The organism is Methylobacterium sp. 190mf, from assembly GCF_900107945.1.
GTDB lineage: Bacteria > Pseudomonadota > Alphaproteobacteria > Rhizobiales > Beijerinckiaceae > Methylobacterium.
Map to the genome: position 1 here is coordinate 55,177 of NZ_FNVI01000016.1, position 18,034 is coordinate 73,210.

Annotated in this window: 16 protein-coding genes; 3 read left to right on the forward strand and 13 right to left on the reverse strand. The window is 72.1% G+C overall.

Annotation, left to right across the window (positions count from 1 at the left end):
• Positions 1-46 precede the first annotated feature (46 nt).
• Positions 47-940 (forward strand): ParB/RepB/Spo0J family partition protein, encoded by an 894-nt coding sequence (locus tag C4T42_RS19265; RefSeq protein ID WP_026605106.1) that lies wholly within the window; start codon positions 47-49, stop codon positions 938-940.
• 295 nt (positions 941-1,235) lie between these two features.
• Here the strand turns inward: C4T42_RS19265 and holA are convergent, their stop codons facing one another.
• The 9 genes from holA to C4T42_RS19310 all read right to left on the reverse strand — a co-directional run bounded on the left by holA (position 1,236) and on the right by C4T42_RS19310 (position 10,505).
• Complete coding sequence (gene holA, locus C4T42_RS19270; protein WP_103985642.1) at positions 1,236-2,273, reverse strand: DNA polymerase III subunit delta; 1,038 nt, start codon at positions 2,271-2,273, stop codon at positions 1,236-1,238.
• Positions 2,274-2,279: 6 nt separating this feature from the next.
• Positions 2,280-2,825 carry an LPS assembly lipoprotein LptE gene (gene lptE, locus C4T42_RS19275; RefSeq protein ID WP_056533523.1) on the reverse strand — a complete coding sequence of 182 codons (546 nt, stop codon included), beginning with the start codon at positions 2,823-2,825 and terminating at the stop codon, positions 2,280-2,282.
• A gap of 168 nt (positions 2,826-2,993) precedes the next feature.
• Positions 2,994-3,953 (reverse strand): AEC family transporter, encoded by a 960-nt coding sequence (locus tag C4T42_RS19280; RefSeq protein ID WP_056533525.1) that lies wholly within the window; start codon positions 3,951-3,953, stop codon positions 2,994-2,996.
• A gap of 107 nt (positions 3,954-4,060) precedes the next feature.
• Positions 4,061-6,289 (reverse strand): TonB-dependent siderophore receptor, encoded by a 2,229-nt coding sequence (locus C4T42_RS19285; protein WP_103985643.1) that lies wholly within the window; start codon positions 6,287-6,289, stop codon positions 4,061-4,063.
• A gap of 130 nt (positions 6,290-6,419) precedes the next feature.
• Positions 6,420-7,307, reverse strand: a complete 888-nt coding sequence (locus C4T42_RS19290) for a phosphatase PAP2 family protein (RefSeq protein ID WP_103985644.1) — start codon at positions 7,305-7,307, stop codon at positions 6,420-6,422.
• Positions 7,308-7,468: 161 nt separating this feature from the next.
• On the reverse strand, positions 7,469-8,323 hold the full coding sequence (locus C4T42_RS19295) for an alpha/beta hydrolase (protein ID WP_103985645.1): 855 nt from the start codon (positions 8,321-8,323) through the stop codon (positions 7,469-7,471).
• 26 nt (positions 8,324-8,349) lie between these two features.
• Complete coding sequence (gene dapD, locus C4T42_RS19300) at positions 8,350-9,225, reverse strand: 2,3,4,5-tetrahydropyridine-2,6-dicarboxylate N-succinyltransferase (RefSeq protein ID WP_020094284.1); 876 nt, start codon at positions 9,223-9,225, stop codon at positions 8,350-8,352.
• A 36-nt stretch (positions 9,226-9,261) separates the two neighbouring features.
• Positions 9,262-9,753 carry a Crp/Fnr family transcriptional regulator gene (locus C4T42_RS19305; RefSeq protein WP_020094283.1) on the reverse strand — a complete coding sequence of 164 codons (492 nt, stop codon included), beginning with the start codon at positions 9,751-9,753 and terminating at the stop codon, positions 9,262-9,264.
• Positions 9,754-9,818: 65 nt separating this feature from the next.
• Positions 9,819-10,505 (reverse strand): response regulator transcription factor, encoded by a 687-nt coding sequence (locus C4T42_RS19310; RefSeq protein WP_020094282.1) that lies wholly within the window; start codon positions 10,503-10,505, stop codon positions 9,819-9,821.
• A gap of 377 nt (positions 10,506-10,882) precedes the next feature.
• Between C4T42_RS19310 and C4T42_RS19315 the strand changes: the two genes are divergently transcribed.
• Complete coding sequence (locus C4T42_RS19315) at positions 10,883-11,440, forward strand: L,D-transpeptidase family protein (RefSeq protein ID WP_103985646.1); 558 nt, start codon at positions 10,883-10,885, stop codon at positions 11,438-11,440.
• Positions 11,441-11,473: 33 nt separating this feature from the next.
• On the opposite strand, the gene C4T42_RS19320 is transcribed toward C4T42_RS19315, so the two are convergent.
• A complete protein-coding gene (locus C4T42_RS19320) occupies positions 11,474-12,181 on the reverse strand; it encodes a YggS family pyridoxal phosphate-dependent enzyme (protein WP_170855234.1) in 708 nt (235 codons plus the stop codon).
• 268 nt (positions 12,182-12,449) lie between these two features.
• Between C4T42_RS19320 and leuS the strand changes: the two genes are divergently transcribed.
• Entirely contained in the window at positions 12,450-15,035 is a 2,586-nt protein-coding gene (leuS, locus tag C4T42_RS19325; protein WP_020094279.1) for a leucine--tRNA ligase, read from the forward strand.
• 370 nt (positions 15,036-15,405) lie between these two features.
• On the opposite strand, the gene C4T42_RS19330 is transcribed toward leuS, so the two are convergent.
• The 3 genes from C4T42_RS19330 to C4T42_RS19340 are packed head-to-tail and all read right to left on the reverse strand — an operon-like array spanning position 15,406 to position 17,927.
• Positions 15,406-16,191, reverse strand: coding sequence for an ABC transporter substrate-binding protein (locus tag C4T42_RS19330; protein WP_020094278.1), 786 nt, complete (start codon positions 16,189-16,191; stop codon positions 15,406-15,408).
• Between the two features lie 15 nt (positions 16,192-16,206).
• Positions 16,207-16,977: a TerC family protein gene (locus C4T42_RS19335; protein WP_020094277.1), complete on the reverse strand. Its 771-nt coding sequence runs from the start codon at positions 16,975-16,977 to the stop codon at positions 16,207-16,209.
• Positions 16,974-17,927, reverse strand: a complete 954-nt coding sequence (locus tag C4T42_RS19340; protein ID WP_020094276.1) for a lipid kinase — start codon at positions 17,925-17,927, stop codon at positions 16,974-16,976. The genes C4T42_RS19335 and C4T42_RS19340 overlap by 4 nt, the downstream gene beginning before the upstream one ends.
• Between the last annotated feature and the right edge of the window lie 107 nt (positions 17,928-18,034).

Consider the following 18,034-nt stretch of genomic DNA (forward strand, 5'->3'; position numbering starts at 1 on the left):
CTCCCGATTCGAGGGGCGAGTGTGGAGCGTGACACGGGTGGCGATCATGGCGGAGGAGGGGGCGAAGCCTCGACTGGGGCGCGGGCTCGCGGCGCTGATCGGTGACTTCAACGAGGCCGGCAAGGCCTCGGCCAAGGCCGAGGAGCAGCGCCGGGTCCCGATCGAGTTCCTGCGCGCCAACCCGCGCAACCCGCGCCGGAGCTTCGCCGAGACGGAGCTGTCCGAGCTGGCGGCCTCGATCGGCCAGCGGGGCATCATCCAGCCGATCGTGGTCCGCCCGATCGGCGACGTGCCCGGGACCTTCGAGATCGTGGCCGGCGAGCGGCGCTGGCGGGCCGCCCAGCGCGCCGGCCTCGACGAGGTGCCGGTGGTGGTGGTCGAGATCGACGACCGCGGCTCCCTGGAATTCGCCATTCTGGAGAACGTCCAGCGCACCGACCTCAACGCGATCGAGGAGGCGTCCGGCTACGAGCGCCTGATGAAGGATTTCTCGTACACCCAGAAGGAGCTGGCCGAGATCCTCGGCAAGAGTCGCAGCCACCTCGCCAACACGCTCCGGCTGCTCAACCTGCCGCTGTCCGTGCAGGAGCGGGTCACCGCGGGCGAGCTGACCGCCGGCCACGCGCGCGCGCTGCTGGCCGTGCGCGATCCGGAGGCCACGGCGCGGCGCGTCGTGGCCGAGAGCCTGTCGGTCCGGGACGTGGAGGCGATCGCCTCCGCGGAGGCCGCTCCGGCCGAGACGCCGCGCCCCGGGCGCCCGCGCCTCTCGGCCGAGCGTCCCGCGACGGTGCGCGACCTGGAACTGCGGATCCACCGGGCCCTCGGCGTCCCGGTCTCCTACAAGCCCAAGGACGCCGATTCGGGCGAGATCCGCATCCGCTACGAGACCCAGGACGAGCTGCAGGCACTCCTCAACCGGTTCAAGGTCTCGGACGCCTGAGGAACCGTCCCGGCCAGCCCGGGGGCCCGGGCTCAGCGAGCCCGGCGCAGGCCCGGCGCGGGCCGGGCACGAGGGCGGTCAGCAAGCAGGCCGCGGCGCGCGGTGGTAGAGGGCGTGGTGTCTCGCTCAGGTCAGGCGGTCCGGGCCGGGCGATGGAGCACCGACATCGCGCGTCAGTGTCCGCGTCGGGTCGTGTCGCAGCCGTCTCGCCTGCGGGCCCCTCCGGTCGGGACCGTCGCGCCGTACCCCCCTCTTCCGTGCGGGAGAGGCAATCCGCGCCGCCGACGGCGCGGCCTCAGCGGCGCCGCCGCGCCCCCGCCTCGGCGACCCGCAGGAGGGCCGCCGAGGCCAGCGCGTGGGCCAGGTCGGGCTGCGCCCGCCGGCAGGCCAGGATCGCCTCCTGCAGGGCCGCCACGGCCTGACGGAGCGTTCCGGCCGGCCACGCGCCGAGTTGGCCCTCGATGCTGGCCCTGCGCTTGAAATGCAGGCCCCGCCACGTCGCGACCATCATGGCGGGCGTCTTGTCGGGATTGTCGAGGCGGGTGGTGAGCAGCGTCAGGGCATGCCGCAGCGCCGAGCTCAGCACCACCCCCGGGTCGAGACCCTCGTGCCGGAAGCGGCGGTAGTCGCGCTCCACCGCGTCGCGGCGGCCGTCGAAGGCGGCGTCGATCAGGGTGTTGAGCACGCTCGCCGCGACGTCGCTGGTGACGGCCTCCACGTGCTCGAGGGTCACGGTCCTGTCCCCCTCCCCCGCGGCGTAGAGGGCGAGCTTCTCGATCTCCATCAGGCTCGCCCGGCGGTCGCCGCCGAGGCTGCGGGCCAGGACCTCCCGGGCGGCGCGGTCGATGCGCAGGCCGCGCTCCTGGAGGGTGCGCTCGATCAGGTCCGAGAGGGTCCGCTCGTCGTCGGCGTAGCAGGGAATCGCGAGCGCCTTCGGCGAGCGCTCGCAGAGGGTGCGGAGCGGGTTGTTCTTGGCGAGGTCACCGGCCTCCACCACGATGCGGGCGTCGGCGACGGTCGCGCCGAGCACCGCCTCGACGGCAGGCGCGTAGTTGCGGGTGCCGGGCCGGACCCAGATCGACCGGCGGCCGCCGAACACGCCCATCGTCCCGGCCTCGTCGCACAGCCGGCCCGGATCGGAGGCGAGGGCGTCGCCGTCGATCCGCACCAGCGCGAACGGGTCGGCCGGGTCGTCGACGAAATCCTCCGCGAGCTTCCGGGCCCGCTCGGTCACCAGACCGGTATCCGGCCCGAAGACCAGGATGACGGGGATGCGCGGATCGGGCCCGCGCCGGATCAGCCCCTCGATCTCGCCGGCCTTGACCGCCGTCACGTCGGATTACGGCTTCGTCGAGAGGACGGCGGCGAGGCGGCTCTTGATCTGGTCGGACAGCACGCTGGCCAGACGGATCTCGGCGTCCCGCGCCGCCCGCTGGCTGGCGAAGCGCTGCACCGAGCGGTCGTAGGTCGCGGTCGAGGTGGCGACGCCCTCGGTATAGACCTTGGTGCCGCCCATATCCTCGAGGCTGTACTTGATGTTGGCCACCAGGGTGCCGGCCTCGGCGCGGCCGGTGGTGGAGGAGACGATCGGGGTCTGCACGATCTCGGAGCCCGAGAGCTTCAGCCGGTAGCGCTTGGTCGCCGGGTGGCCGGACCCGTCGAGGTCGAAGACCAGCTCGCTGCGCAGGTAGTGGCCGAGGCGCTCCTGGCCCTGGGCCATCGCGACGTCGTCGACCTGGACCGAGGCGAGCAGGGCCTGGACGGATTCCCCCGAGGCGGTCGGCCCGTAGAGCGGCCGGAAGCAGGCCGAGAGGCTCAGCGCCAGGCCGGTCGCGCAGGCGAGGCGGGCGATCCGCCCCGCGATGGAAACTCCCGAACCCACCATCCGCCGTCGTTCCGCCCCTGCCTGTCGGATCGTTCTAGCGCGGATACGGCGTTCCGCGCCACGACGCTACGGGGCAAACGTTACGATTCCTCTGCGGCAAGAGCGTGGTCGCCCGGTTTCCGAATGTGAGGCCGCGGCCGTCCGGAGAGCCCGGGATCACCGGGCCGCCTAGGCGATCGCCGCGAGGTAGGCCGAGACCGTCACGACGGCCAGCACGGTCGAGACCAGCACCACGGTGGCGGTTAGGTCGGCCTCGCGCCGGTAGAACTCCGCCAGCATGAACGGCCCGGTGCCGGTGGGGAGGGCGGCCATGAGCACCGCGGTGTGCAGCAGGAGCGGGGGCAGGTCGAACAGGTAGCGGCCGAGGCCGTAGGCCAGGAGCGGGTGGAGCACCAGCTTCAGGCCGACGAGCAGCGCGGCGGTGCGCCCCTGCCCGCCCCCGGTCTGGCGGGGCTGGGCCAGGAACAGGCCGAGCGCCACCAGAGCGCAGGGCGCCGCCGCGCCGCCGAGGAGCTTCAGGAACGTGGCCACCGCGTCCGGCACGGCGAGGCCGGCGCTCGGCACCAGCGCGCCCAGCGCCGGTGCCACCAGCAGCGGGTTGCGCACCAGCGAGCGGCCGACCGTCCACCAGACGGGCCGGCGCGCCCCGCCGCCCCTCCCCGACGCGGCCGCCTCGCGCCGCAGACCGGTCTCGATGAGCACGATCGCCACCGCGAAGACCCCGCAGACCGTGAGGATCGCCGCCACCGTGGTGGGCGCGAGCGCCTCCGGCCCGAAGGCGACGAGCGCCAGCGGGAAGCCCATGAAGCCGGTATTGGCGTAGCCGGCGTTGAGCCCGTCGACCGCGGCGTCGGCCAGCGGCCGCCCCGCCCCGCCGCGGATCAGCACGGCGAGGGCGAAGATCGCGAGGCTGCTGAGTCCGAAGGCGCCGATGAAGCCGGGCTTCCAGATGGTGCTCCAGTGGGCGTGCGCGGTCACGTCGAACAGCAGCGCCGGCAGGGCCAGGAAGACCACGAACCGGTTGAGTTCGGTGGTGGCGGCGGCCCCGAGCACGCCGACGCGCCGGGCCAGCCAGCCGGCGAAGATCAGCGCGAAGATCGGCAGCACGACCAGCAGGGTCGAGAGCATGGCGGGTCCGGGTCGGAGGACGATGCTCCGGCCTTAGGACGGTTTCCGATCCCGGCTCCAGTGCCGGGGGCGGGGACCTGCCATGCCGCGGCCCCCGCTCCCGGACATTACCAGCGGTAGATCAGGCTGCCGATGACCGTCGCGGGCGCGCCGCGGTAGCAGAACCCGGCCTGGCAGGTCGTGTAGCTGCGGTCGAAGATGTTGGACGCGTTGATCTGCGCGCGGAAGCCCCTGTACTTCGGGTCGAGGGCCGCGAAATCGTAGGCGACCAGCGCGTCGAACAGGGTCACGGTCGGGTTGCGGACGGTGTTCTCGTCGTCGGCGAAGCTCGTCCCGGCGTAGCGGATGCCGCCGCCCAGTTGCAGGCCGGCCAGCGGCGAGCCGGGCGCGAACTGATAGGTCCCGAAGGCGGTGAAGCTGTCGCCCGGGATCCCCGAGAGGGCGTTGCCGTCGATCGGCCGCCCGGTGACCAGGGAGGTCTGGCGCAGATAGCGAAGGTTGAGGTGGGTGTAGGACAGCGTCAGGTTGGTTCCCGGCGCGAAGTTCGCCGTCAGCTCGGCCTCGAACCCTTTCGATTCGACCGACCCGGTCGCGACCTGATTGGCGATGTTGTTCGGATCCTGCCGCAGGAGCGACGATTGCACGATGTCGAACCCTGAGAACGACGTCGTGATGTTGGTGTTCGGGATGGCCGCCTTCACGCCGGCCTCGATCTGGTCGCCGGTCGCGGCCTTGAACGGGTTCCCGTTCACGTCGATGCCGACCTGCGGCGTGAAGGTCGTGGCGTAGCTGGCGTAGGGCACCAGGAAGTCGGTGAGCAGGTAATTCAGGCCGATGCGGCCCGAGAAGGCCCGATCGGTCTGGTCGGCGACCGTGCCGGCCGTCCGGTCGCTCGTGTTCTGGAAGACCCAGTCGTGCCGGCCGGTGAGGGTCAGCACGAAGCGCCCGAGCTTGGCCTGATCCTGCAAGTAGGCGCCGATCTGATCCTGCGCCTGGCTCTGGAAGTTCGTGTAGCGCGGCCGGGCGATCACCTGCTGGCCGTAGTTCAGGGTCAGGAGGTTGAGGTCCGGCGCGGCCCCGAAACCGAAGGCGCGCGTGTAGTCGTAATGGGCGTAATCGACCCCGCCGATCAGGGTGTGCTGGATCGGACCGGTGGTGAAGCGGCCCTCGAGCTGGTTGTCGAGGGAGATCTGGCCCAGCGTGTCCAGGTAGGCGCCGGCCGTCCGCGCGCCCAGGGTCCGGGCCGGGTTCAGCCCCGTGATCGAGGTGTAATCGTAATCCGCGCGGACGTCATAGTAGCGAAAGTTCTGACGGAAGATCAGATCCGGCGAGAACCTGTGCTCGAAGGCGTAGCCGACGCGATACTGCTGCTGCTTGTACTGGTTGAGCGCCGGATCGCCGGAGTAGAAATTGGTCACCCGGAAGCCCGGATCGTTGTAGAAGAAGGACGTTCCCGGCAGGCGCGACTCGAAATACTCGCTGAGGAAGGTGAAGCTGGTGTCGGAATCCGGGCGCCACGTGAAGGACGGGGCGATGAAGGTGCGGTCGTCGTCTCCGCCGGGCAGGTAGGTGTTGGACTGGCGCTTCACGCCGGTCACGCGGTAGGCCATCGTCCCGTCGGTGCCCGCCACCGGGCCGCCGATGTCGAAATTGCCCTGGAAGCGGTCGTAGTTGCCGGCCTGAAACTGCACCTCTCCGAAGGGTACGAAGACCGGGCGCTTCGAGGTCGAGTCGACGATGCCGCCGGGCGAGCCGAGACCGTAGAGGCCCGAGGCCGGCCCCCTCAGGATGGTGACCGCGTCCAGCCCGTAGGGCTCGCTGCGCGGGATCGTCAGGCCGACGGCATTGAGGCGCAGGCCGTCGCGGAAGATGCCGTTGTAGGTCGCGCTGAAGCCGCGGATGTAGAAGGCATCGTAGCGGGGATCGAAGCCGAACACGCTGCTCGACACGCCCGGCGTGTAGGCGATCGCCTGGGCCAGATCCTGCACGTTGCGGTCGTTGAGCTGCTCCCGGGTGACCACCGAGACCGATTGCGGGGTCTCGAGCAGGGGCGTGTTGGTCTTGGTCGCCGCGGGGCTCACGCGCGCCACGTAGCCGGTGACGCCGGAGGGGCCGCCGCCGCCGCCGCTGGTGGCCGCGCCGCCGCCGTCGCCGCGGCTGACATTGCCGCCGCCGCCGACGCCCGTCGGGGCCGCGGCGGCCGGGCGGGCGGCCTCCACGGAGATCTCGTCGAGCTGGACGGCGGCGCCCTGCGCGGCGGCCGCCGGGACCAGGGCGACAGTGGTCAGTGCGGTGGTGGCGAGGAGCAGACCGGACGGAGCGGAACGAAACGACATCGGGAACCCACGAACGCGCCTCTACACGGCGCCCGGGGCTCCCGTACCATCGATCACGGCCGCTCGATCAAGCCGAAAACGTGTTGTAAATCACACACTTGGAAGCGTTCAAATCTACAATCGTTCGCGCCTAGAACTCGAGTGGGGGCTCCCGCAGGGCGGTCGCCTCCCGGGTGCAGGCGGCCTGATCGGGAACCGTCCCGGGGCTGGCGAGGGCGCCGCGAAGCTCGGCGCGGGCCTTGTCGAGATCGGCGCGGAAGGCCGCGTCGCCCATCAGGGTGGCGAAGACCGCGGTGCCGGTCAGGCGTCCCGCGGCCACGTCGCTGAGCCAGTGCACGCCGCAGACGATCCGGCTCTCGCCGTAGGCCCGGCCGCGGGCCAGGATCGGGGTCGCCTTCTCGGGCACCAGGGACGCGAGGATCAGCGCGTAGGCCCAGCCCTGCGTGGCGTGGCCCGACGGGTAGCTGAAGCTGTCGGCCAGGGCCTGGCTGCGCTGCACGCAGATCGGCGCCTCGTTGCCGACGAACGGGCGGAGGCGCCGGTAATGGACCTTGGGTCCCCGCGTCGCCCGGGCGAGATCCAGGCGGGCGCGCTCCAGGAGGTTGATCACCGCCGGCACCCGCGCCTGATCGATCCGGGTGCCGAGCACGCAGGCGAAGTTCTCCAGGACGGCGGCGGCGCCCTCGGACACGTCGTTGGCGGCCAGCTCCCAGCGCGGCGACCCCTTGAGGGCGCGGGTGCTGTTGAAGGCCGCCCGGTCGGCCTTGTCGAGGGGCGCGTCGTGGGCCGGCGGAGAGGGCAGGAACTGGACGGCGTCCGGCACCGCCGCGTCGGCCAGATAGGGCTTCACGGCCGGCTTGCCGGGCTTCAGCGTGTCGGCGCCGAGGGACGGGGCCGCCGGTGTTGCCGGGGGGGCCGAGGGGGCTGGGCGGGGGGAATCCTCGGCGCGGGCCGCGAAGGCCAGGAGGAGGGCGAGGGCGGCCGGGGCGAGGAGGGGCAGGGACGGCGTGCGCAGCATCGGATCCGGGACTCTCTCGGATGGAATCTGCGGGGCGCGCCCGCTGCCGGAGGAACGGCTCAGCCGGCCCGTTCAGTCCCTGCACAGGCACACACGCCTGTCCAGGGCGGGGCGGCGGCGATCCGGGCCGCTTGTCACACGCGCCGGCCCGCGCGCCGCGCTCACGCCGCCCGGATCGCGGCGGCCACGGCGTCCGGATGCTCCTCGTGCGGGCTGAGAGCGCCGGGGATCGCGGCGCCGGTCACGCGGCCGCCGGCGACGAGGGCGTCCATCTCGGCGCCCGAGCGCCGCGGGGCGCCCGCGGGGCGCAGCACCAGGGTCGGCGGCAGGCCGTCGCCGAACAGGGCCAGGAAGGCGTCGCGGCTGCCCACCGGGTCGAGGCCGCCGGTGACGAAGGCGGCGGTGCCGAAGCGGCCGTTGCGCTGGCGGGTGATGGCGTGCTTGTCGCGGATCACCGCCGGGGTGACCCGGGCCGCGTCGGCGTAGACGTGGGCGCGCATCATCCGGCCGATGATCGGCGGGCTGATGTTGATCCGGTAGAGCGCCTCGCCGAGGAGCGGGGCCTCCACGGCCCGGCGGATGCGCGGGAACCAGTGCGCCCGCCCCGGCATCGCGGTGGGCAGCGGTCCCCGCCAGGTCGGGGCCACCAGGACCAGCCGCCCGAAGGCCCGCGGGTGGCGCCGCGCCGCCGCCACGAGGTAGCCGGCGGCGTGGCCGGCCGCGACGCCGAGGGCGTAGGGGCCGGGCGCGGCCGCCAGCAGGGCGTCCAAGAAGGCGTGGAAGGTCGCCGGGGCGAGGGGCACCCGCGCCCGCGGCCGGGCGCCGAAGCCCGGCCAGTCGGGGACGAGGCAGCGGTACTCCGTCCCGAGGCGGCCGGCGAGGCCGCGCATCTCGGCCCGCGCCGAGATGGTCGACAGGGCCGGGAGCAGGAGCGCGTCCGGCCCCGCCCCGATCCGGTCGCAGGGGGTCGGCACCGTCCGGCCCGCCACCGTCAGGGTCAGCTCGGACGTCTCCATCGCGCTCCCGCCAGGTCCCGGATGAATCAGGTGCGCAGCAGCTCGTTGATGGCGGTCTTGGACCGCGTGCCGGCATCGACGCGCTTGACGATCACCGCGCAGTAGAGGCCCGGGCCCGGCGTGCCGTCCGGCAGCGCCTTGCCGGGCATCGTGCCCGAGACGACCACCGAGTAGGGCGGCACCCGGCCGTACATGACCTCGCCGGTGGTCCGGTCGACGATCTTGGTGGAGGCGCCGATATAGACGCCCATGGACAGGACGCTGCCCTGGCCGACGATGACGCCCTCCGCCACCTCGGCGCGGGCGCCGATGAAGCAGTCGTCCTCGATGATCACCGGATTGGCCTGGAGCGGCTCCAGGACGCCCGCGATACCGGCGCCGCCCGAGATGTGGCAGTTCTTCCCGACCTGCGCGCAGGAGCCGATCGTCACCCAGGTGTCGACCATCGTGCCCTCGCCGACATGGGCGCCGAGATTGACGAAGCTCGGCATCAGCACGGCGCCGGGGGCGATGTAGGAGCCTCGGCGGACGAAGCAGCCCGGCACGGCGCGCAGGCCCGCGGCGCGGAACTCGGCCTCGCCCCAGCCGGCGAATTTCGACGCGACCTTGTCCCACCAGGGCGCGCCGCCGGGGCCGCCCTCGATCGTCGCCATGTCGTTGAGGCGGAAGGAGAGCAGCACCGCCTTCTTCAGCCACTGGTTCACCACCCAGTCGTGGTTGCCCGACTTCTCGGCGACGCGGGCCTTACCCGAATCGAGCAGCTCCAGGGCCGCTTCGACCGCCTCGCGCACCGCGCCCTTGGTGGCGGTCGACACGTTGGCGCGGTCGTCCCAGGCGGCTTCGATGGTCTGGGCGAGATCGGAATGGGCGAGATCGGAATGGGGCTTGCCGGCCTGGGACATGGGACGGGTCAGAACTCTTGCGGCGGGAGCCCGTGCTTACAAGCGGCCACCGGAGCTGTCACCTGAGGAGATGCCGTCGATGACCTCGAGCAGTTCGCGCACCTGATCGAGATCGGTCACCAGCCCGGCGAGGTCGTCCGCCAGGGTGTCGTGGACGGCCCGCGCGGCGGCGGGGAACTCCTCCAGCACGCGGCGCATCAGCATCGGGGTGATCCGCATCACCGCGGCGCTCCCCTCGGCCCGGGCCTCGGTCGGGCGCGTCCCGCGCACGAACAGGGCGAGCTGGCCGATCAGGGCCGAGCGCCCGGCCCGCACCGGCTCGGCCGTCGGAACCCGGGGCTCCAGGCGGATCGTGCCCGCCATCACCACGAAGCCGCCGTCGGCCGGATCGCCGCGGGCGAAGAGCAGGTCGCCGTCCGCGAGGTCGCGCCGCTCGGCCGCGAAGGTCAGCAGGCGCAGGGCGTCCCGGTCGAGGAAGCCGAACAGCGGCGCGGCCGCGAGGATCGCGATATCGTCGTCGAGCCCCAAGAACGCCTCACCACCCTGCGCATACGCGAACCCGCCGGATCGCCTACACGTAAAGCTTCAATTCGTCAGGGCAGCAACTTGTATCCGCCGCCCTCGGTCACGAGGATCGCGGCGGTGGCGGGGTTCGGCTCGATCTTCTGGCGCAGCCGGTAGATATGCGTCTCCAGCGTGTGCGTGGTCACCTGGGCGTTGTAGCCCCAGACCTCGGCCAGCAGGGTGTCGCGGTTCACCACGGCCCGGCCCGCCCGGTAGAGGAAGCGCAGGATCGCGGTCTCCTTCTCGGTGAGCTTCAGCTTGGAGCCGCGCTCGCCGACGAGGAGCTTGGCGCCCGGGCGGAACGTGTACGGGCCGATCTGGAAGACCGCGTCCTCGGAGGCCTCGTGGCTGCGCAGGTGGGCGCGGATCCGGGCCAGCAGGATGCCGAACTTGAACGGCTTGGTGACGTAGTCGTTGGCGCCGGCCTCCAGCCCCTCGACGTGGTCGGCCTCGGAATCCTGGGCGGTCAGCATGATCACCGGGCCGCGGAAGCCGGCGGCGCGCATCCGGCGCACGGCCTCGCGCCCGTCGAGGTCGGGCAAACCGACATCCATGACGGCGAGGTCGATCCGCTCCGCGGCGACCCGCCGGATCGCGTCGGTGGCGTTGGCCTCGGTGAAGACCGTGAACTCGTCGCAGAGATCGAGCTGCTCGGTCAGGGTATCGCGCAGGACCGCGTCGTCGTCGCAGATCAGCAGGCGGTAGACATTCGGCATCGTCCGGGCCCCAATGCGTGCTGCGGGAGGGGCGAGGGCCGCCTGCCGGGTGCAGCATGCGATGATGTCAGATCTCGGCAGGATCGCGCGACGACCCTACCCAGGCTTGTGTTTCCGCATCCTTTCGCCGCCGTGACAAGCGCCCCGGCGAACGGGCTGCGGGATCGGGGGCGCGCCGCTCCGGGATCACGGCGGCGGTCCCCGCGGCGCGGCGGGGGGCTGGCGCGCTCCCGAATCCCGGCTCGGCGGCCCGGGTTCAACCGAGAGATAGAGCATCCTTTGTGGCCGGAAGTTGCCTTGTGCGCAATTTTTCACCGGTTCGAAGTACCGATCCCGGGCATAAGGCCCCGGGACCGGGCGGATTCGGGAGGACGGAGATGCGGCGGCCGAGCAGGGGACCCATCCGCCTGACCCTGGGGGAGATCCGCGTCCGCGCCCTCGTCGGGGACCGGCGGCGCGGGCAGCTCCTCGTCGGCCCGGCGGTGATTCCCTGCGCCCTCGGGGCGGGCGGGATCGTCGGCGACAAGCGCGAGGGCGACGGCGGCTCGCCGCGCGGGCGCTTCCGCCTGCGCGGCGGCGCGTACCGGCCCGACCACCTCGCGGTCCGGCCGCGCACGCTGCTGCCCCTGCGGGCGACCCGCCCCGACGACGGCTGGTGCGACGAGAGCCGGGACCGCCGCTACAACCGGCCGATCCGCCTGCCGGTCCCGGGGGTCAGCGCCGAATCGATGTGGCGGGGCGACGGGCTCTACGACGTGGTGATCGACCTCGACTACAACCGCGCCCCGATCCGGAAGGGGCGGGGCTCGGCGATCTTCCTGCACATCGCCCGGGACGGCTACCGCCCCACGGAGGGCTGCGTCGCCCTGGCCCGGGCCGATCTCCTGCGCCTGCTCGGGCGCCTCGGGCCGCGGACGCACCTGCGGATCGGCTGAGGCCCGGGCCCAGGTTGAGGCCCGGGCCCAGCGTCAGGCCTTCCGGGTCCGGGCCCCGAAGATCGCGGTCCCGACCCGGACATGGGTGGCGCCGAGCTGGATCGCCGCCGGGAAGTCCGCGCTCATGCCCATGGAGAGGATCGGCAGGTTGTGCTCGTGGGCGAGCCGGGCCAGCAGGGCGAAATGGGCGGAGGGCGGGTCGTCCGCGGGCGGGATGCACATCAGGCCCTGGATCGCCAGCCCGTGGGTCTCCCGGCACTCCGACAGGAGGGTGGCGAGCTGGTCCGGGAGCACGCCGCCCTTCTGCGGTTCCGCGCCGGTGTTGACCTGGATGAGCAGCTTCGGGGTCCGGCCGGACCGCTCGATCTCCTTGGCCAGGGCCGCCGCGAGCGACAGCCGGTCGAGGGAGTGGATCACGTCGAACAGCGCCACCGCCTCCCGGGCCTTGTTGGATTGCAGCGGCCCGACGAGGTGCAGCTCCACGTCCGGGAAGCGGTGGCGGAGGGCCGGCCACTTCGCGGTGGATTCCTGGACGTAGTTCTCGCCGAAGACGCGATGGCCGGCCTTCAGCGCCGGCAGGATGCCCTCGGCCGGTACGGTCTTGGAGACCGCCACGAGTTGCACTTCGGCCGGGTCGCGCTCCGAATCCTCGGCCGCGCGGGCGATGGCGGCGCGCACCTCGGCGAGCCCGGCCGCGACATCGGCCTGACCGACGGGGAGCTTGTCGGTCCTCTGTCCCATCCCGTCGGTCGGAGGGGCGTTCGTGCCGGTCGTCGCGTCGTCCATGGCGTGCCTGTCCTGTCGCTGCCGGGCGTCGGTCTGCGTGGTATGAGCCTCGGCGCGCGTCGTCGTCGCGCCTGATCCCCGCCGACCTATGCGTTCGCGCGCCCCGCGCAAGCCCGAATCGCGCGCCGCGTTGACCGGCTGCGGCGCAGATATGCTATCGCGGCGCGACCGTGCCGTGGTCATCCTTCGGAATGACCGACGAGCCCCTGACGCAGCCGGATCCATGACCGCCAGCACCGCCCCCCAGCCCGTCGAGCGCTACAACGCCAAGGATGCCGAGCCGCGCTGGCAGGAGGCCTGGGCCGAGAAGCGGCTGTTCGAGACCGACAATGCCGACGGCCGCCCGAAATACTACGTGCTCGAGATGTTCCCCTACCCGTCGGGGCGCATCCACATGGGCCACGTCCGCAACTACGCGATGGGCGACGTGGTCGCCCGCTACAAGCGCGCCCGCGGCTTCAACGTGCTGCACCCGATGGGCTGGGACGCCTTCGGCCTGCCGGCCGAGAACGCCGCCATGGAGCGCAAGGTCAACCCACGGGACTGGACCTACGCCAACATCGCGTCGATGCGCGACCAGCTGAAGGCCATGGGCCTGTCGCTCGACTGGAGCCGGGAGATCGCGACCTGCGATCCCGACTACTACAAGCACCAGCAGCGCATGTTCCTGGACTTCCTGGCCAAGGGCCTCGTCACCCGCCGCACCGCGAAGGTGAACTGGGACCCGGTGGACCACACGGTGCTGGCCAACGAGCAGGTGATCGACGGCCGCGGCTGGCGCTCCGGCGCGCTGGTGGAGCAGCGCGAGCTGACCCAGTGGTTCTTCAAGATCACCGACTTCGCCGAGGACCTGCTGACCGCCCTGGACGGGCTGGACCGCTGGCCCGAGAAGGTCCGGCTGATGCAGAAGAACTGGATCGGCCGCTCGGAGGGCCTGGAGGTTCAGTTCGCCCTGGCCCGGCCGGTGGCCGGCGCGGCCGATCCGGTGACCGTCTACACGACCCGGCCCGACACCCTGTTCGGCGCCAAGTTCCTGGCGATCGCCGCCGACCATCCCCTGGCCGCCGCGCTGGCCGAGGGACGGCCGGAGCTGCAGACCTTCATCGAGGAGTGCCGTCGCACCGGCACCGCCCAGGCCGCCATCGACACCGCCGAGAAGCACGGCTTCGACACCGGCCTGACCGTCCGCCATCCCCTGGACCCGTCCTGGGAGCTGCCGGTCTACGTGGCGAACTTCGTGCTCATGGAGTACGGCACCGGCGCGGTGTTCGGCTGCCCGGCGCACGACCAGCGCGACCTCGATTTCGCCAACAAGTACGGGCTCGGCAACACGCCCGTGGTCTGCCCGGAAGGGCAGGATCCGGCGAGCTTCGTGATCACCGACACCGCCTATGTCGAGGACGGGCGGATGATCAACTCGCGCTTCCTCGACGGGATGCGCACGGACGAGGCCTTCGAGGCCGTGGCCCGGCGCCTCGAAGGGGAGGGGGTCGCCCGGCGCAAGGTCCAGTTCCGCCTGCGCGACTGGGGCGTCTCCCGGCAGCGCTACTGGGGCTGCCCGATCCCGATCATCCACTGCGACAGCTGCGGCCCGGTCCCGGTGCCGGTGGCCGACCTGCCGGTGAAGCTCCCCGAGGAGGTGTCGTTCGATCAGCCCGGCAACCCGCTGGAGCGCGACGCGGCGTGGCGGAACGTGCCCTGCCCGCATTGCGGCGCGCCGGCCCGGCGCGAGACCGACACGATGGACACGTTCGTCGACTCGTCCTGGTACTACGCGCGCTTCACCGCGCCCTGGCTGGCGGACGCGCCCACCGACCGGGCCGTGGTCGACCGCTGGCTGGCGGTGGACCAGTATATCGGCGGCATCGAGCACGCGATCCTGCACCTGCTCTACGCCCGGTTCTTCATGCGGGCGATGCGCGAGACCGGCTGGGCCGGCGTGGCCGAGCCGTTCGCCGGCCTGTTCACGCAGGGCATGGTCGTCCACGAGACCTACAAGGACGCGGCCGGCGCCTGGGTGCCGCCGGCCGAGATCCGCTTCGCCACCGAGGAGGGCGAGCGCCGCGCGTTTCACGTGAAAACTCAGGCGCCGATCGCGATCGGCCCGATCGAGAAGATGTCGAAGTCGAAGAAGAACGTGGTCGACCCCGACGACATCATCGCGAGCTACGGGGCCGACACGGCGCGCTGGTTCATGCTGTCCGACTCGCCGCCCGAGCGCGACGTGATCTGGACCGAGGAGGGCGTGCAGGGCGCGGCCCGGTTCGTCCAGAAGGTCTGGCGGCTGGTGAACGCGGCCGGGCAGGCGGCGGGCGACGGCGCCGCGGACCTGACCCTGCGCAAGGCCGCCCACCGGGCGCTCGCCTCCGTGCAGGACGATATCGAGCGCCTGCGCTTCAACCGCTGCGTCGCCCACATCTACACCCTGGCCAACGCCCTGGAGGACGGCCTGCGCGGGCCGGTCTCGGCCGGTGCCGCCCAGGAGGCGGCCGGCATCCTGGTGCAGCTCATCGCCCCGATGATGCCGCACCTCGCCGAGGAGTGCTGGTCCGTCCTCGGCCGCGGTGGCCTCGTCGCCCAGGCGCCCTGGCCCGAGACCGAGGCGGGGCTCCTGGTCGAGGACGAGATCACCCTGCCGGTCCAGATCAACGGCAAGAAGCGCGCGGACGTGACCGTGCCGCGGGACGCCGACGCCAAGGCCGTGGAGGCCGCGACCCTGGCGCTGGAGGCCGTCCAGAAGGTGCTGGAGGGCAAGGCGCCGCGGAAGGTGATCGTGGTGCCGGGGCGGATCGTGAACCTGGTGGTGTGATCCGGCGTCCGGTTGATGGCATCGATCTGACCGTCTTTGCGAGCGGAGCGAAGCAACCCAGCGGCACGACGCCCACCGAGGTCGCGCTACCCTGGGTCACTTCGCTTCGCTCGTGATGACGGAGCGCGTGACGCCGGCCGAGAGCCTCCTCGGGACATGGAGAGAACCCCGGATCGTGACGTTCCGCTCGATCCTCTGTCCGTCCGTAGATCCGATCGTGAGGTGCCTGCCCCGGCAGGCCTCGAATGAGGGATCCAGTCGGCCGCACGAGCCCTGAAAGGGCTCCTTCGAGGCTCCTTCGAGGCTCCTTCGAGGCTCCTTCCGCTCGCACCTCAGGACGAGGTGTGCGGGTTCGATGGCCGCCGATAACTCATGGCGCCGCCAGATCCGGATCCTGTCCGCTGGCCTCCAGACCGCGCCGCACCAGCCCGTCCCGCTTCGCCCGCGCGACGAAATCCGCGAGATACGCGGCGCCGGCCGGATGCCCGACCGGCATTCCCATCGCCTGCGGGATCTCCATGAAGTGCCCCGGCAGCAGCCGCACCTCCGGGTGGGCCGCCGCGTAGCCGGCGAGGGGCTGGTGGACGCCGGCCGCGACGTCGAGCCCGTCCCGGGCGAAGGCCGTGACCGCCTCGGCGGAGGTCGGCGCCCGCACCAGGGTCGCGTGCTGGAGGGCGCGGGTCAGATACAGGTCGTAGGCGCTCCCGCGCCCGACCGACACGCGCACGCCGTCGCGGTCCACCGCCTCCGGGGAGCGGATCGGCGAGGCGGCCGGCACGAGGTAGCTGCCGGCGATCAGCACGTAGGGCTCCGTGAAGGCGATCCCCTCCGCCCGCTTCGGGTCGATCGCCAGGAAGCAGATGTCCCAGGTCCCGGAGCCCGCCGAGCCCGAGACCGCGCCGGCCCCCGGGAAGGTCACGAACGCCACCGGCACGCCGAGTCGGGCCGCCAGCGCCCGCGCGAGGTCGACCGACACCCCCGCGGGGCCGTCGGCGCCGGCCTGGGCCAGGACCGGATTGCCGAGGTTGATCGCCGCCCGCAGCGTGCCGGTGGGGGCGAGGTCGTGCAGGACCGTCGGATCGGGCGCCATCGGTTTCGTCTCTGCGTGGACGGCGGCGGGGAGGAGCAGGAGGAGGAGGGCCGCGCGCATCCGCATGACGGTCGCTCCCTCTCAGGCGCGCCGCGCCGGACCGGTCGACGCGGGGGCGCCGTCCCGGGCGGGACGGCGGCGCCGGCGGGCCAGCATGTTGAGGCCCTCGACGCCGGCCGAGAAGGCCATCGCGGTGTAGATGTAGCCCTTCGGCACGTGCGCGCCGAACCCCTCGGCGATCAGCGTCATGCCGATCATGATCAGGAAGCCGAGGGCCAGCATCACCACGGTGGGGTTTCGGGCGATGAAGGCCGAGAGCGGCTCGGCGGCGACCAGCATCACCACCACGGCGACCACCACCGCCACCATCATCACCGGCACGTGCTCGGTCATGCCGACCGCCGTGATAATCGAGTCGATGGAGAAGACGAGGTCGAGGAGCAGGATCTGGCCGATCGCCGCGCCGAAGCCGATCGTACCCCCGGTCACGCCCGGGGTCTCGGGCTCCGGATCCACCGTGTGGTGAATCTCCTTGGTCGCCTTCCAGAGCAGGAACAGGCCGCCGCCGATCAGGATCATGTCGCGCCAGGAGAAGTCCTGGCCCAGCACCGAGAAGACCGGCTCGGTCAGGTGCACGATGAACGCCACCGTGCCGAGCAGCCCCAGCCGCAGGATCAGAGCCAGCCCGATCCCGATGCGCCGCGCCCGCGTCTGATGCTCGGGCGGCAGCTTGTTGGTCAGGATCGAGATGAAGATCAGGTTGTCGATGCCGAGCACCACCTCCATCACCACGAGCGTGGCGAGGGCAGCCCAGACGGCGGGCTGACTGGCGAGCTGGAGCAGATCGGTCACGGGCGCGGTGCCTCGCTGGTCGGGAACAGGCGGCTCCCGAGGGCCGTCAGGTCGAAGGGGGCCGGTCCGCGCACCGGTTCGGGCGCCAGGACCTGCAGGATCTTCGGGAAGACCTTGAAATGGGCGGGCGTGCGCGTGGTCAGCTCGCCGTCGGTGTTCACCGGCCGGGGCCTGCGGGTCGAGAGCCGGATCTCCTGGGTGTGGAACGCCCGCACGTCGGCGGCCCGTCCATGCGTGCCCCGCCGCAGGGCGGGCAGCAGCGCGAGGAGCCGCCACCAGTGCTTGATCTCCAGGCTGTAGAAATCGAGCTTGCCGTCGTCGACCGCGGCACTCTCCTCCACGGTCATGCCGCCGCCGTAGTGGCGCCCGTTGCCGACCGAAACCTGGATCGTGGTGACCTTCTCCACCACGCCGTCGTGCTCGATCGTCACCGTGAAGGGCCGGACCCGGCGCAGGACCCGGACGGCCGCCACCGCGTAGCCGAGGACGCCCCAGGTCTTCTTCGATTCGGACGTCAACTCGCCCGCGAGCTCCGCCGAGAAGCCGATGCTCGCCACGTTGAAGTAGTAGTGGCCGTTGACCCAGCCGAGATCCACCGGCCGCGCCTGCGCGGTCGGGATGAAGCGGGCCGCCGCCAGGGGGTCGAGCGGCAGGTTGAGGGAGCGTGCGAGGTCGTTCGCCGTGCCGAGCGGCAGGATCGCGAAGGGCAGGCCGCTCGCCACCAGCGCGGGCGCGGCGTAGTTCATGGTGCCGTCGCCGCCGCCCAGGATCACGAGATCGACCGCGCCGGCCCGGTCGCGGATCACGTCGCGGCAATCGGCTTCCGGCGGCGGCTCCTCCGGCTCGATGCCGCCCGCACGCAGGATTTCCCGCACCTCGTCGAGATCCAGGGCGCCGTTGCGCGCCTTGGCGTTGCAGAGCAGCAGGGCCCGGCGCGGCTGCGTGCTCATCGCGCGCTCCCGGGAAGCGGGCCGGAGGGCGACTCGGTCTCAGGTCGGGCCAAGGGAGCCTCGGTGCACGGGGGAGCGGGCAGTCTGGAACGCGGTAGGGAACCCGG

Coding starts and splice junctions, on each gene's coding strand:
- C4T42_RS19340 (WP_020094276.1), bottom strand. CDS start 17,927: ATGAGCACGCAGCCGCGCCGGGCCCTGCTGCTCTGCAACGCCAAGGCG.
- C4T42_RS19330 (WP_020094278.1), bottom strand. CDS start 16,191: ATGCGGATGCGCGCGGCCCTCCTCCTCCTGCTCCTCCCCGCCGCCGTC.
- C4T42_RS19265 (WP_026605106.1), top strand. CDS start 47: ATGGCGGAGGAGGGGGCGAAGCCTCGACTGGGGCGCGGGCTCGCGGCG.
- lptE (WP_056533523.1), bottom strand. CDS start 2,825: ATGGTGGGTTCGGGAGTTTCCATCGCGGGGCGGATCGCCCGCCTCGCC.
- C4T42_RS19310 (WP_020094282.1), bottom strand. CDS start 10,505: ATGCCGAATGTCTACCGCCTGCTGATCTGCGACGACGACGCGGTCCTG.
- C4T42_RS19320 (WP_170855234.1), bottom strand. CDS start 12,181: ATGGGACAGAGGACCGACAAGCTCCCCGTCGGTCAGGCCGATGTCGCG.
- C4T42_RS19290 (WP_103985644.1), bottom strand. CDS start 7,307: ATGCTGCGCACGCCGTCCCTGCCCCTCCTCGCCCCGGCCGCCCTCGCC.
- C4T42_RS19295 (WP_103985645.1), bottom strand. CDS start 8,323: ATGGAGACGTCCGAGCTGACCCTGACGGTGGCGGGCCGGACGGTGCCG.
- C4T42_RS19285 (WP_103985643.1), bottom strand. CDS start 6,289: ATGTCGTTTCGTTCCGCTCCGTCCGGTCTGCTCCTCGCCACCACCGCA.
- C4T42_RS19280 (WP_056533525.1), bottom strand. CDS start 3,953: ATGCTCTCGACCCTGCTGGTCGTGCTGCCGATCTTCGCGCTGATCTTC.
- leuS (WP_020094279.1), top strand. CDS start 12,450: ATGACCGCCAGCACCGCCCCCCAGCCCGTCGAGCGCTACAACGCCAAG.
- C4T42_RS19315 (WP_103985646.1), top strand. CDS start 10,883: ATGCGGCGGCCGAGCAGGGGACCCATCCGCCTGACCCTGGGGGAGATC.
- dapD (WP_020094284.1), bottom strand. CDS start 9,225: ATGTCCCAGGCCGGCAAGCCCCATTCCGATCTCGCCCATTCCGATCTC.